Annotated in this window: 11 protein-coding genes; 4 read left to right on the top strand and 7 right to left on the bottom strand. The window is 62.1% G+C overall.

The features are described from left to right. Positions 1 to 192 precede the first annotated feature (192 nt). Positions 193 to 726: a DUF2127 domain-containing protein gene (locus HDE80_RS01595; RefSeq protein WP_184667767.1), complete on the top strand. Its 534-nt coding sequence runs from the start codon at positions 193 to 195 to the stop codon at positions 724 to 726. Positions 727 to 774: 48 nt separating this feature from the next. Here the strand turns inward: HDE80_RS01595 and HDE80_RS01590 are convergent, their stop codons facing one another. The 6 genes from HDE80_RS01590 to xerD all read right to left on the bottom strand — a co-directional run bounded on the left by HDE80_RS01590 (position 775) and on the right by xerD (position 9,404). Further along, positions 775 to 1,689: a DMT family transporter gene (locus HDE80_RS01590; RefSeq protein WP_255483557.1), complete on the bottom strand. Its 915-nt coding sequence runs from the start codon at positions 1,687 to 1,689 to the stop codon at positions 775 to 777. Between the two features lie 2 nt (positions 1,690 to 1,691). Next, on the bottom strand, positions 1,692 to 2,570 hold the full coding sequence (locus tag HDE80_RS01585) for a glycosyltransferase family 2 protein (protein WP_184667233.1): 879 nt from the start codon (positions 2,568 to 2,570) through the stop codon (positions 1,692 to 1,694). 161 nt (positions 2,571 to 2,731) lie between these two features. Further along, on the bottom strand, positions 2,732 to 3,505 hold the full coding sequence (locus HDE80_RS01580) for a hypothetical protein (RefSeq protein WP_184667231.1): 774 nt from the start codon (positions 3,503 to 3,505) through the stop codon (positions 2,732 to 2,734). A 32-nt stretch (positions 3,506 to 3,537) separates the two neighbouring features. Next, positions 3,538 to 7,428, bottom strand: a complete 3,891-nt coding sequence (gene purL, locus HDE80_RS01575) for a phosphoribosylformylglycinamidine synthase (protein WP_184667229.1) — start codon at positions 7,426 to 7,428, stop codon at positions 3,538 to 3,540. A 114-nt stretch (positions 7,429 to 7,542) separates the two neighbouring features. Then, positions 7,543 to 8,361 (bottom strand): DsbC family protein, encoded by an 819-nt coding sequence (locus HDE80_RS01570; protein ID WP_184667227.1) that lies wholly within the window; start codon positions 8,359 to 8,361, stop codon positions 7,543 to 7,545. A 110-nt stretch (positions 8,362 to 8,471) separates the two neighbouring features. Next, on the bottom strand, positions 8,472 to 9,404 hold the full coding sequence (gene xerD, locus HDE80_RS01565) for a site-specific tyrosine recombinase XerD (protein WP_184667225.1): 933 nt from the start codon (positions 9,402 to 9,404) through the stop codon (positions 8,472 to 8,474). Positions 9,405 to 9,421: 17 nt separating this feature from the next. Between xerD and HDE80_RS01560 the strand changes: the two genes are divergently transcribed. The 3 genes from HDE80_RS01560 to phaZ all read left to right on the top strand — a co-directional run bounded on the left by HDE80_RS01560 (position 9,422) and on the right by phaZ (position 12,186). Beyond that, a complete protein-coding gene (locus tag HDE80_RS01560) occupies positions 9,422 to 9,979 on the top strand; it encodes an RDD family protein (protein ID WP_255483530.1) in 558 nt (185 codons plus the stop codon). A 33-nt stretch (positions 9,980 to 10,012) separates the two neighbouring features. Then, positions 10,013 to 10,756 carry a methyltransferase domain-containing protein gene (locus HDE80_RS01555; protein ID WP_184667223.1) on the top strand — a complete coding sequence of 248 codons (744 nt, stop codon included), beginning with the start codon at positions 10,013 to 10,015 and terminating at the stop codon, positions 10,754 to 10,756. Between the two features lie 149 nt (positions 10,757 to 10,905). Continuing rightward, a complete protein-coding gene (gene phaZ / locus HDE80_RS01550) occupies positions 10,906 to 12,186 on the top strand; it encodes a polyhydroxyalkanoate depolymerase (RefSeq protein WP_184667221.1) in 1,281 nt (426 codons plus the stop codon). A gap of 538 nt (positions 12,187 to 12,724) precedes the next feature. Here phaZ and HDE80_RS01545 read toward each other — a convergent pair. Then, on the bottom strand, positions 12,725 to 13,054 hold the full coding sequence (locus tag HDE80_RS01545; RefSeq protein WP_184667219.1) for a hypothetical protein: 330 nt from the start codon (positions 13,052 to 13,054) through the stop codon (positions 12,725 to 12,727). Positions 13,055 to 13,675: the final 621 nt, after the last annotated feature.

The following is a 13,675-nucleotide window of genomic DNA, read 5'->3' as shown; positions in this document are numbered from 1 at the left end:
CCACGCAGCGTGCCGACCGGCTGCAGTGGCGTCAAGCTGAACTGTTATAACCTCAGCGGCAGCGAATACCCGCCGCCGACCGTTGCCGGGAGGTTTTCATCGAACAATCACGGGACAAACCCCTCCATCGACCATTCACCCCTTAACAACGACAATACCTAGCTAGACTCACGAAACGACCCTATGTCCGATATGTCCAGCACAACAGCTTCCGGCAACGCAGGCCAAGGCAAGAGTAAGCCTCTCAGGCGTGAATCCCAGCATGGCGTGGGCCTGCGGGTTATCGCGATCTACAAGGCGGTGAAGACGGTCGGCCTCATCCTGGTCGCCATCGCCTCGTTCCATCTGTACAAGACCCAGAATTTCGACGGGCTGGTGCACTGGCTGGAACATCTATCGTTGGCCGACAGCAACGGCCTACGCTGGAAGTTGGTGCAGCTGCTGGAGGACATGGGGCCGAACAAGTTTGTCGCGATCGGCCTCGTGGCGCTGGCCTATGCGGCGATTTTCGCCACCGAAGGTATTGGTCTGTGGCTGCAGAAGTACTGGGCCGAATGGTTCACCGTGATCGCCACCGGATCGCTGATCCCGCTGGAGATTTACGAGTCCATCAACCACTTCAGCTGGCTCAAACTGGCCGTGCTGATCGCCAATTCGCTCATTGTGATCTATCTGGTCCGCATTGCCCTGCAGTCGCGAGCAGAGATGAAGAAGGCAGCCGGCTGAACGAGGCCTTCGAACACTCAGCCATCTGACTGGCACGCGGCGCCAACATCAGACTTCGTGATGAATCGCCTCGGCCGGTAGCTCACCGGCGTTGCCGTCGCGTCGCGGCATCAGTTCCACCGTATACATCGCCGCGAGTACCAAGCCACCGCCGACCAGCATGCGCCAGGTCAGCAGATCGCTGCCGAAGGCGACGGCAAAACCGGCGGCAAACACCGGCTCGGTGGTCATCACGATCGCCGCGCGGGTTGCCGGCAGATGCGATTGTGCCCAGGTCTGCATCAGCATCGCCCCGGCACCGGCGATCAGTGCCATATAAAGCACAGCGAACCACGCGCTGCGATCCGGCGGCAACCTTGGCCCATGCGGCGCGGTGACCAGCAGACACACGATGGCGATGGCTACCATTTGCACCGCCGACATGCCAAATGCCTCGCCACTGCGCGACCACTGGCCGAGACCAACGATATGCAGGCCGTACATCAAGGCCGAAGCCAGGGTCAGCCACACGCCTAGATCGACCGACACGCCATTGAGCGAAAGCAGCGCCAGGCCGCCGGTCGCCAGCAGCACCGCCAGCCACACAACGCCGGGCATGCGGTGACGCAACAGCACGGTGGCCAGGATCGGCGTAAACACCACGTACATGCCGGTAACGAAACCGCTGACGCTGGGCGCAATACGCGAAAGTCCCCAGGTCTGCAGCAGCTGTCCAGCGCCGTAGACAGCGCCCAGTATCAGGCCGCGCAGAATTTGCTGGCGTCCCAGGCGCATCACCGGCCGCGCAAACAGCGCCAGCATCACTGCCGCGGCGACCACAAAACGCACCGCCAGAAAATCCGCCACCGGCATGCGGGCGACCACGTCCTTGATCAGCACGAAGGTCGAGCCCCAGACGGCAGTCATCGCCAGCAGACCGAGGGTAGCCAGCAGCTCGATCCGTCGGGAGCCGGGCTCCGACAAAGTCACTTGCGCCGCAACAGCTGACCGGGAATCTGCAGCAAGTAATGCGACCAGATACCCACCCAGACGACGCCCGCAATCATCGGATTGCGCCCCGCCGGATCGTGCTTGCGGAACCAGCGCCACATGCCGCGATGCTTGTTGCGGCTGACGAATACCGGTCGGTGCACGCTCGATGTGCCCTTGGCATGCGTCACGCGAACATCGCCAGCCAGCAGCACCTGATAGCCCATGTCGCGCACGCGGCGACAGAGGTCGAGGTCTTCGCAATGCAGGAAATAGTCCTCATCGAATCCGCCGAGGCGATTGAAGACGCTGCGCGGCATCAGCATCAGCGCACCGGAAACCGCCTCGGCGTCGATCACTTCTTCGGGGATGTCTTCGTTGATATTGACGCCTTCGCCGGATCGTCCAAACATCGTGTTAAGCGCACGCCGCAGCAGCGGATCGCGACGCCATGAGGCAGGATCGGGATGGCCTTCAGCGTCACAGACCACCGCACCGATCAGGCCCGCCTTCGGATTGCGCGTCAAGACTTCCAGCAAGCGAGACAGGTCAGCTTCCTGCACCAGGCAATCAGGATTGAGCAGCAGCAGCGCCTGGCCGATGGCCTTGGTGGCGCCGATATTCATCGCTGGCCCGAAGCCGAGGTTGGCGCGGTTATAGATCACGGTGAGACGCGGGTCGCCCTCATAGGCGCGACCGATGGCCTGCGGCACGCCGTCGGTGGAGCCGTTGTCGACCAGGATCACTTCTAGCGCCAATGTGGTGTTGAGCAGACGGCGCACGCAATCGCGCATCATTGGACCGCTGTCGGCAGACACAACGATGACGCTGAGTGCGATCGCAAATGGCGAGCGAGGGGAATCTGGGCTATTCACCTGATCAGTATGCTTTAGGTTGAGTGATGGGAGAACCTTGCAACATCGAACAATCGAGCTGAATGTGCGCCAGATTCATGAATTGCATCATTCCGTCACAAAATCGAGGGAAAGGAACGCGCAACGGCGTGCAGGCCGAATCGACGGATACGGGAACGGCATCAGTCAACGGCAACATCCTCGCCCAGCACCGCGCGCAAGGCCAGCGGCATGTCGCCATCACGCTTGACGAGCCACGGTTGCTCGCGATACCAGCCGCCCAGTCGCCAACCACGCAAACGGTGCACCCTGCCCTGCTCACGATCGCGCAACACGATACCGCGATCGTTCTCCATCCGCGCCGCAAACCAGCGACCCGAAGGACTGAATCCAGCGTGCGGGCTGACACGCTCGACTTGCGTGCCGTCGTCGAAACGAAAAGCGCCATCGCGATAGATAACGCGGCCACCGTTCGGATCTTCCATGCCGTCGACGTCGGCATGCCAGACCGGCAGCTGCAGCTCGATGATTTCTGCCGGCGGTCCGATCGGCGCCAGTGCCAGTCGCGGCCATTCCATCGACTTGTCCACAGCCGGCTCGCTTGCGCCGATAGCTTCTGCCGCTCTCGCGCGACGCAGATCGCGATCGAGCCAAGCCTCCAAACCTGCGAGCAGAGTGTAGCCAGTCAGCACACCCAGCAGCGCGATTACCCAAGCGAAGACATTGCCGCCAATCGCGCGCTGCAGCGCGAACAATGCGCCGGGCAGGCCCCAACTCAGGCCGTGCCTCAGCAGCCGGCAGTGCTCGGGGGCAAGCCGATGTTCAAGCAAAAGCAAAGCCGCGACCATCGCCAGCAACAGTGGAAAACCGATCCACCACGGCGACAACGCCAGCACGACGGCCCATGCAATCCTCGACAGCCAGACTGCCGGTGAAAACGTAAAGCGCCGGGCCATGGCTCAGCGCAGCCTTGCATCAGCAAACAGGATCAGCCGCACCACACACGGGCGTTGCGGAACATGCGCATCCATGGCGAATCCTCGCCCCAGCTCTCCGGATGCCAGCTCATCTGCACGCTGCGGAATACGCGCTCGGGGTGCGGCATCAGAATCGTCACACGGCCATCGGCTGCCGTGAACCCCGCCAGCCCGCCGGGCGAGCCATTCGGATTGAGCGGATAGTTTTCGGTCGGCTTGCCACGGTTGTCGACGAATCGAACCGCCGCATGCGCCTTCGCCGGGCTGCACGAACTCGGGAAACTCACCCGACCCTCGCCGTGCGCCACTGCCACGGGAATGCGCGAACCGGCCATGCCCTTGAAGAACAGGCTGGGCGAATCGAGGATCTCCAGCGTGGCCACGCGCGCCTCGTACTGCTCCGACGCGTTGCGCAGAAACTTCGGCCAATGCTGTGCGCCGGGGATGATCTCCTTCAGCTGCGCCATCATCTGGCAGCCGTTGCACACGCCCAACGCGAACTTGGATTCATCGGCGAAGAATGCGGTGAACTGCGCACGCAACATCTCGTTGAACAGGATCGACGTAGCCCAACCGCGGCCAGCGCCAAGCACGTCGCCGTAGGAAAAGCCGCCGCAGGCCGCAAGACCACGGAAGTCGGCCAGCTTGATCCGGCCGCTGGCCAGATCGGACATGTGCACGTCCACTGCATCGAAACCGGCGCGAGTGAATGCGGCCGACATTTCCACCTGGCCGTTGACACCCTGCTCGCGCAGCACCGCGATGCGTGGCCGCTCGCCGCTACCTTTGGACGCGGCGATAAACGGCGCGGCGACATTCTCAGTCGTACTGAAGCCGAGCTTCGGCGTGATGCCGGGATCGGCATCGTCGCGCCGCCAGTGCTGCTCGGCATCGGCGCTGGCCGGATTGTCGCGCAGGCGCTGCATCGCGTAACTGGTTTCATTCCACGCCTCGAACAGCGTGCTCCAGTTCCACTTGAACAAGGTGTCACCACCGAGGAACAGCTTGATGCCGAGCTTTTCCTTTGGCCGTCCAATCCGGTGACTGATGGCAGCCAGGCCGTGCTTGACCAGCAGCGCCTCGAACGGTTCGCGGTTGGCTTCGGCCACCTGCAGGATCGCGCCAAGTTCCTCGTTGAACAGGCCGCGCAGGGTCGCTTCGGCCCAGCCGTCCAGATGAATTTCCAAACCACAGTGGCCGGCAAAGGCCATCTCCAGCAGGGTGACGATGGCGCCGCCGTCCGAGCGATCGTGATAGGCCAGCAGCAGACCGCCGGCGTTTGCTTCCTGCACCAGATCGAACAGCGCTTTCAGCCGCTTCGCATCGTCCAGATCCGGTGGCACGCCGCCGCCACGGTTGAATACCTGGGTCAGCGCCGAGGCGCCGAGACGATCGCGCCCCGCGCCGAGATCGATCAGCCACAGGTCGGAGTGGCCGTGATCCAGTCGCAATTGTGGCGTCAGCGTGCGGCGTGCGTCGCTGACGCGGGCAAAACCGGTGATCACCAGCGACACCGGCGATACCGTGCGCTGCGATGTGCCATTGTGCTGCCATTGTGTCTGCATCGACAGCGAGTCTTTGCCGACCGGGATCGAAATCTCCAGCGCCGGACACAGCTCCATGCCGACTGCTTTCACCGCATCGAACAGGGCGGCATCTTCGCCGGGATGATTCACCGCAGCCATCCAGTTGGCCGACAGGCGGATCTCGCCGAGGCTGGCAATTGGCGCAGCGGCCATATTGGTGATCGCCTCACCGACCGCCAGACGCGCGGCCTGAGCGCTGTTGAGTATGGCCACCGGCGCGCGTTCGGCCATCGCCATCGCTTCGCCGACGTAGCCATCGAAGTCGGCCAGCGTCACCGCGCAATCGGCCACCGGTATCTGCCACGGCCCGACCATCGGGTCCCGATGATTGAGCCCGCCGACCGTGCGGTCGCCAATGGTGATCAGAAAGCTCTTGCTGCCCACGACCGGCAGCCGCAGCACGCGCAGCAACGCCTCGTTCATGCCGATACCAGTGAGATCGGGCAGCACGTCGATGCGCGGCTTGATGTGCTTGGCGTTGCGATGCATGCGCGGCGGCTTGCCGAACAACACGTCCATCGGCAGGTCGATCACTACCAGGTCGCGGCGCGGATCGGTTACCCGCAAACGACGCTCCTGCGTCGCATCGCCGACCACCGCGTAGGGACAGCGCTCGCGTAGACACATCGCCTCGAACTCGGCCAGATTCTCCGGACCAATCGCCAGCACGTAGCGCTCCTGCGACTCGTTGCTCCACACCTGCATCGGCGAAAGCTGCGGATCGTCGCAGGGGATTTTCGACAGGTCGATCTCGCCGCCGACGCCAGCATCGTTGAGCAGCTCAGGGATCGCGTTGGACAGGCCACCGGCACCCACGTCGTGCACGCTGACGATCGGGTTGTCATCGCCGCGACGGCAGCAGGCGTCGATGACTTCCTGGCAGCGCCGCTCCATTTCGGCGTTGTCGCGCTGTACCGAGGCGAAATCCAGCTCCGCGCTGGAACTGCCCGACGCGACCGACGATGCCGCACCGCCACCGAGGCCGATCAGCATTGCCGGGCCGCCCAGCACGATCACCTTGTTACCCGGCTGCACGGCATGCTTCAGCACATGACCGGGGCGCAGGTTGGCCAGGCCACCGGCCAGCATGATGGGCTTGTCGTAGCCACGACGCAGGCCGGCTTCGCCGGTTTCGTGTTCGTACGTGCGGAAATAGCCGCCCAGACACGGACGACCAAACTCGTTGTTGAACGCCGCCGCACCCAGCGGGCCGTCGCGCATGATTTCGAATGCGCTGGCCATCCGCGGTGGCAACGGACGCTCCACTTCCCACGGTTGTGGATGGCCAGGAATACGCAGATCGGACACCGAAAAGCCGGTGAGGCCGGCTTTCGGCTTGCCGCCGCGACCGGTAGCGCCTTCATCGCGAATTTCGCCACCGGCACCGGTGGCCGCACCGGGCCACGGCGCAATCGCGGTGGGATGGTTATGCGTCTCCACCTTGATCGCGAAGTCGATGCGCTCTTCGTGTGCGCGCCAGATGCCATCTTTGGCATCTGGGAAGAAACGCTTGCCGACACTGCCCTCGATCACCGCGGCGTTGTCCGAATACGCTGACAAGGTATGCGCCGGCGACTGCTCATGCGTATGCTTGATCATGCCGAACAGACTTTTCTCCTGATCCACACCATCCAGCGTCCAGCTGGCGTTGAATACCTTGTGCCGGCAGTGCTCGGAATTGGCCTGCGCGAACATGAAAAGTTCGGCGTCAGTCGGGTCGCGGCCGAGCTCGGCGTAGCGATCCGCCAGATATTCGATCTCGTCATCGGCCAGTGCCAGGCCCAATCGGCTATTCGCCTCGTCCAGCGCGCCCTTCGGCTCACCACTGAGCGCGATGTGCACCAGATCACCGGGCTGGCCCGCCAGGAACAAACCCTGCGCCTCGTCGATATGGGTCAGCACCGACTGCGTCATCGCGTCATACAGTTCCGCCATGATCGCCGCATGGTTTGGCGCGCTAGCCGGCGGCAGCCCGGCAATCTGCCAGGCCATGCCACGTTCGACGCGGCGAATGTCCGAGTCCGTCCCACCAAAACCCGCGCCGTGCAGAATGTCAGTCGCCTTGCTCGACCAGGGCGAGATGGTGCCCAGTCGTGGCACTACCCATAGCGTGGCCGGCTCGGGCTTGGCATCTTTCGCTTCGAGCACGGCCAGCAGGTGTTGTCGCAGCGTTCCCTGCGGCGCCGTATCGGTGTCGACAAAATAGACAAACCACGAGGCCTGCACGCGCACGCCGTGATGCAGGGCATCCAGGCGGGCGTTGAGGCGTTCAAGGCGGAACGGCGAGAGGGCGCTCTGCCCGTCGAGTGCGATCATGCGGGGAACGGCGCTTTGCAATGGAAACGCCAATTCTAACCGATGCAGCCTGACCGATGCTGCAGTACGGCATCGCTGTCCGACGAAACCTGCGACAAAAGAGCAGCTTGCGCGCTATTCGCCGGTGCCCGGATCTTCGCCCTGGTCGCTGCCGTCCCCGTCGCTGCCATCGGCAATCGCCTTGAGCAACTGATCGGGGGTGACGTAACCGCCCAGCGTGCGGCCGTCAGGGCCGAAAATGGTCGGCGTGCCGTCGATACCCAGTTTCAGGCCCAGCTCGAACTGATCCTTGACCGGGTTGGTGCAGGTGGCCGCCTTCGGCGCACGGCCGGCGGTGGCGTCACTGAACGCCGCGTTGCGATTACTGGCGCACCATACCGACACCATCTCCGTATACGTCGGCGTAGGACGACCCGCAGTGGTGACCACGCCCTCGCGCGGCCACGCCAGGTACTCCACCGCGATGCCTGCCTTGTTGAACTCGGCGATGTGCTCGTGCAACGCCCGGCAAAAAGCGCAGTTGACGTCGGTAAATACGGTGATGGTGACCTTGGGATGCGCTGGTGCGAACACGATGCGCTGCGCGGCAGGCACCTTGGCCAGTTCGGCCTTGCGGAATGTCGCCCAGGCAACCTTGCTGACATTCTGCTTGCTGCCCAGATCAAGCATGTCACCGTTGAGCAGATATTTGCCGTCGGCGCTGACGTAGAGCATCTGGCCCGAGGCAATCACCTGATAGAAACCTGGCATCGGCGCCAGCTCGATCGAATCGATTTCGGCCTTGGTAGACAACACGGCGATCGACTGGCGCACGATCTTCTCGGCCGCGGGAGTGACGCCCTTGCCGCTGACCGAGCCGGCGGCGCCATCGGTGGCATACGCGCCGGACGCATACGCGACCACGCAGACAGCCAGTAACCATTTCTTCAACATCTAAAAAAGCCTCATGGCATGTCACGCCGGTGCCTGACCATGGCGTCGAAAGGCCATTCTCGCATAACCGCCTGAACCGACTTTCACATAACGCGTCTTCGCGCGCGGCCTCAGCCGCGCGGGTGATGCTGCGCATGCAGACGCTTCAATCCTTCCTTCGCTACCAGAGTGTAGATCTGGGTGGTACTGAGCGAGCTGTGGCCGAGCAGCATCTGCAGCGCGCGCAGGTCGGCACCGTGATTGAGCAGGTGCGTGGCGAACGAATGCCGCAACACGTGCGGCGAAATGCGTTTGGCGTTGATACCGACCTTCAACGCATAGCGTTTCACCAGGGTCCAGAACATCTGCCGGGTCATGCGCTCACCGCGACGACTGAGAAACAGCGCGACGGGCTGACGACCTTTCGCCAGCTCGGGTCGGGCGCCAGCAAGGTAGGTATTGATGTATTCCAGTGCCACTTCGCCGACTGGCACCAGCCGATCCTTGCCGCCCTTGCCCGTCACCCGTAGCACGCCCTGCCGCGTATTGAGCGACGCCAGCGGCAACTCGACCAGCTCGGACACGCGCAGGCCGGAGGCGTACATCAGCTCCAGCATCGCGCGATCACGCAAGCCCAATGTGGTGGCGGTATCGGGCGCGTTGAGCAGACCGACGATCTCGCGCTCGGCCAGCGCCTTCGGCAGGCTGCGCGGCATGCGCGGCCGCTCGATCAACAGGGTCGGATCGGCAAAGCCTGGCTCGTTCCGCGCCAGAAACGCGTAGTAACGGCGAAACGCCGACTGCCGCCGCGCGATCGAACGTATCGCGACCGGCTGCATGCCATTCGACGCGCGGCCGTGATACGCGGAAATGTCCTCGCGTTGTGCCGTGGGCAGCGTGCGGCCACGGCCAGCCAACCAGCCAGCCAACGCTTCCAGATCGCGCCGGTAAGCCTCCAGCGTGCGATCGGCGAGTCCGTCCTCCGACCACACGCGCTCCAGAAACGCAGCGATACTGTGCCGATCGGCTTCGGCGATACTGGTGCGACTTTCTTCCTTTTTCATGCGCACGATGCTGGCCATTGCGCGCGCACTACGCAAGCGATAAGCCGCCGATGCCGACCACGCTGCAAACAACTCCGCTCCATATCAGCTCGATCCCCTGTCCGCTGTGGCGGCGACTACTCGCCCTGGTCTACGACCTGCTGATCGTGGTGGCGATCGTGATGGTGGTAGGTCTGCTGTGCCAGCTGGCTACCGGCGGCAAGTTGATCAGCACTGGCGCAACGACTTCGGTGCCGGTCTGGTATCAGGCGCTGCAGGGCTTGGTCGTCGCCGCGTATTTCATCAGTGCATGGCGCCGTGGCGGACAGACGGTGGGCATGCGGCCCTGGCGCATCCGCGTCACCTCCACGGCCGGCGCGACACCATCGATACAGCAATGCCTGGTCCGATTACTCGTCGCTGCCGCACCCTTGCTGTTGCTTCTGCTGGAACCCGTGCTGGGACTTCGCGCCACGCTCTGGACGGTGCTAGTCATATGGTTCACATGGTTTGCGGTAGCGTTGTTCAATACCCGTCGGCGGACCCTGCATGACCTAGCCGCCAATACCGAGATTCGCCTGCTCGGTAAATCCTGATAATCCGCTCAGTCTCTGGATTCCACCCGACAGATGTCCAGCCAGCCAGCCCAAACTCGCAATGATTCCGAACTGATCCGCGCCAATCGCGGCTTTTACGAATCGTTGTGGGCCGAGTCGCAGCTGATCAATCCCGATCGCTTCAACACCTGGCCACTGCTCAGCGAACTGGCCGCCAACGCACCGCATCGGCTGGAAGTGGCACCCGGCCTGCGCCCGCGCATGCCGCTCGATGGCACCTGTTTTATTGACCTCAGCCACGCCGCGCTGCACCGCTTGCACCAGCGTGGTGCCGACGCCGTACATGGCATGATCGGCGCGCTACCCTGCGCCAATGCGCGTTTCGATCTGATCTGCGCGCTGGATATTCTCGAACACGTCGACGACGACAACGCCGCGCTGGCCGAACTGGCAAGGGTTGCCACACCGGGTGCGACTCTGCTGCTGTCCGTGCCGCTGCATCCCGAGGCCTGGACCGCCTTCGACGATTTCGTCGGCCACTGCCGCCGCTACGAACCGACGCAGATCGCCACCCGACTGGCCCAGCACGGTTTCACCATCGAACACAGCGCCGTGTACGGCATGCAGCCAAAATCCTCGCGCCTGCTCGATGTCGGCCTGTGGTTCCTCACCCACCAGCGCAAGCGCGCCATGTGGTGGTACAACCGGGTTTTCATGCCGCTGGGCGTGCGTTTCCAGAAACCTCTGGCGTGGCGCACCGGCATGGGTGACACGCGCGGCGTGGACGAGCTGCTGCTGCGCTGTCGCTACCAGTAACTTTCCAAGTTCGTCCGCAACTACGGTCACCGCCAAGTGACTGATTGGAAAAGTTTCTGAACCATTCCCGCAGGGAATTGCGGCATCGCAACAAGCCAGAGCAAACCGCGCTAAGATGGGAGAATTCCTTTTCCCGGCCAGCCTTTCCGATGCTTTATCAACTCCACGAATGGCAGCGCGCATTTCTCGGCCCCTTGAGCTACTTCGCGCAAGCCAACGCGCGCATGCTCAACGACAACAGCAGCCCGCTCGGCAAGCTCTCCGGCGCGCAGCGTCTGGCTGCCGGCTATGAGCTGATGCATCGGCTGGGCAAGGAATACGAAAAACCCGAGTTCGGCATCACCAGCGCCATGGCGCACGATCATGAGATCGCGGTGATCGAACGCGTTGCGCTGGACAAACCGTTTTGCCAGCTGAAGCGCTTCAAGCGCTTCAGCGACGACCCGGCCACCATCGAAAAGATGAAGCACGATCCGATCGTGCTGGTGGTCGCGCCACTGTCCGGCCACCACGCCACCTTACTGCGCGACACTGTGCGCACCCTGCTGCACGACCACAAGGTCTACATTACCGACTGGGTCGATGCGCGGATGGTGCCGAACGAATTCGGCCCGTTCAACCTCGATGACTACGTCGCCTATATCGAGGAATTCATCCGCCATATCGGCGCAGCAAACGTCCACGTGATTTCAGTGTGTCAGCCCACCGTGCCGGTGCTGGCCGCCGTCTCCCTGATGGCAGCGCGCGGCGAAGCCACGCCACGCAGCATGACCATGATGGGTGGCCCGATCGATCCACGCTGCAGCCCCACCAGCGTCAACAACCTGGCTACCACCCAGCCGCTATCGTGGTTCCAGGGCAACGTGATCCACACCGTGCCGGCGAACTATCCCGGCCACGGCCGCGAGGTATATCCAGGTTTCCTGCAGCACGCAGGCTTCATCGCGATGAACCCGAATCGCCATCTAAATTCGCACTGGGATTTCTATCAGGATCTGCTGCGCGGCGACCTGGAAGACGCCGAGTCACATCGCAAGTTCTACGACGAATACAACGCCGTACTCGACATGCCAGCCGAGTTCTATCTCGACACCATCGAAAAGGTGTTCCAGGAATTTCTGCTACCTCGTGGGCTGTGGGATGTCGCTGGCGAACGCGTCACGCCCAGCGCGATCAAGACCAGCGCGCTGCTGACGATTGAAGGTGAGTTGGATGATATTTCCGGCCTGGGCCAGACGCAGGCGGCGCACGACCTGTGCAGCGGCATCCCGACGAAGCGCCGGGCGCACAAGGTGATCGATGGCGCCGGGCACTATGGGATTTTCAGTGGACGGCGGTGGCGCGAGACTGTTTATCCGCAGGTGCGGGATTTTATTCGGAAGTTTGACAAGGTGGCGGTGGCGGGGAAGAAGGCGCCTGCGGCGGGCTGATTTGGCGCACCTGCGATATGGCTTGGCACGATGCACGCCAAGTTACCGCCGGGAATAAACGCATGCCGCACATCTCGCAACTTCGTTCACCCTGAACGTAGCGAAGCGGATTCGAAGGACTCCGCACTAGTAACGATTTTTGCCTTCTCGCTCAACGGCTCAATGGGTAAAGCCAAAAAGACTTTAGAGCTTTCGTCCTCCTTCGGAGGGCGAGTCACTTTTCTCTGCGTGGCCAGAGAAAAGTAACCAAAAGAGAGGCCACCCCACTTGGCGCTTGGCGGGCTGCGCCCGCCAAGTCCGTGAGCCGTGGCCGGGCTTTTCGACAGGACTCCTGTCCTGACGAAAAGGAATCGACATCCCTGTCGATTCCCCTGCGGGCCTATCGACCACGCCTCACCGCCGCACAGGGGTTTGGAAAAGCAAAGCAGCTTCCCGCAATTTCGTTAGGCCGTATAACGCCTAAACTAAGCGGCACCGGCCGCCACGTCAGGAGCACCTAACATCCAGTCCGGCGTCCGCTTGAGGGCATAGTGAGCCCTCACCTCGTGCTATGCATGAAGGACCGCTCTCCCCACATGGCAATGTAGAGCGACCGGAGGTTGCATGGAATGAGCTGCCAACCATCGCTCTTGGCCTTATTGTCTTTTATGTCCCACAAAAGCGACTCAACGTATGCAGTGTCGATGCAACGAGTAGTTGGTTCGTCTGCATCAGCCAGCAAGGCAGATAGCAGTTTGAAATGTTCGGAGGCCTTGGACTGTTGGCCTTCTTTGATTGCATTTGTAGTGAGCTGAGAGAAGCGCTCCAGCCAGATATGAGGCGATTCTTCGACGTCATAACAGCCATCTCGAAGACCCGCCTCAATCAAGCGCGCCTCGCGTGGGAAGGCGCTCCTTACCGACGCAACGACTCTCTGAGCTGCAATTATTTCGGCTATGGGCATGAATGCTAACGCTGGAATTAAGCGGCAGCAGAGCCGTCCGCTTTAATGAATGGTTAGGCCGCACTTGGGCCCCGCGAGTTCGGGCTCTTTGAAAGATTAGAAGTTGCATCCGACACCGGTACAGTGACCCTTCTTGTCGTACACATCAACAATACCCAGCGCAACAGCGACGCCAACAGCACACTGCTTGGCGCCTTTGGAACACTCGGCCGCAGCATAGGAAATACGTCCAGCGAAAAGAAACCAAGCAATTACGGAAAAACTAGGAGAGTCACCGATGTTCCGACGATGGCGCGTGCCTTACCGGTCTCCTTTTCCCTGTTGACCGACTTTGTACCGGGTTCATTGCTCATATCCGCTCCTTGCAAGACAGTGTGCGGCCTAACGCCTGATAGACCTCGGATTGAGGCATATGCAATGGATGTTCGGACTCGCCGTGCCTTGCGTCAATCGAGTAGAAATTCCGCGAGATGAGGGCTTTCTACGACGCATTAGATCGGGCGATCAGGTCGTTGCATACAAGAGATACTCGCAAGCGCGCAGGAT

It is taken from the genome of Rhodanobacter sp. A1T4, from assembly GCF_014207185.1.
Classification (GTDB): Bacteria; Pseudomonadota; Gammaproteobacteria; order Xanthomonadales; family Rhodanobacteraceae; genus Rhodanobacter.
Note: the sequence above shows the minus strand (reverse complement) of the source record. Positions and strands in the feature narration are given on the sequence as shown.

What these genes read in the sequence shown, in the direction of transcription:
- HDE80_RS01595 (WP_184667767.1), top strand. Translation starts at nt 193, where the DNA reads ATGTCCAGCACAACAGCTTCCGGCAACGCAGGCCAAGGCAAGAGTAAG.
- xerD (WP_184667225.1), bottom strand. Translation starts at nt 9,404, where the DNA reads ATGAAAAAGGAAGAAAGTCGCACCAGTATCGCCGAAGCCGATCGGCAC.
- purL (WP_184667229.1), bottom strand. Translation starts at nt 7,428, where the DNA reads ATGATCGCACTCGACGGGCAGAGCGCCCTCTCGCCGTTCCGCCTTGAA.
- HDE80_RS01570 (WP_184667227.1), bottom strand. Translation starts at nt 8,361, where the DNA reads ATGTTGAAGAAATGGTTACTGGCTGTCTGCGTGGTCGCGTATGCGTCC.
- HDE80_RS01580 (WP_184667231.1), bottom strand. Translation starts at nt 3,505, where the DNA reads ATGGCCCGGCGCTTTACGTTTTCACCGGCAGTCTGGCTGTCGAGGATT.
- phaZ (WP_184667221.1), top strand. Translation starts at nt 10,906, where the DNA reads ATGCTTTATCAACTCCACGAATGGCAGCGCGCATTTCTCGGCCCCTTG.
- HDE80_RS01555 (WP_184667223.1), top strand. Translation starts at nt 10,013, where the DNA reads ATGTCCAGCCAGCCAGCCCAAACTCGCAATGATTCCGAACTGATCCGC.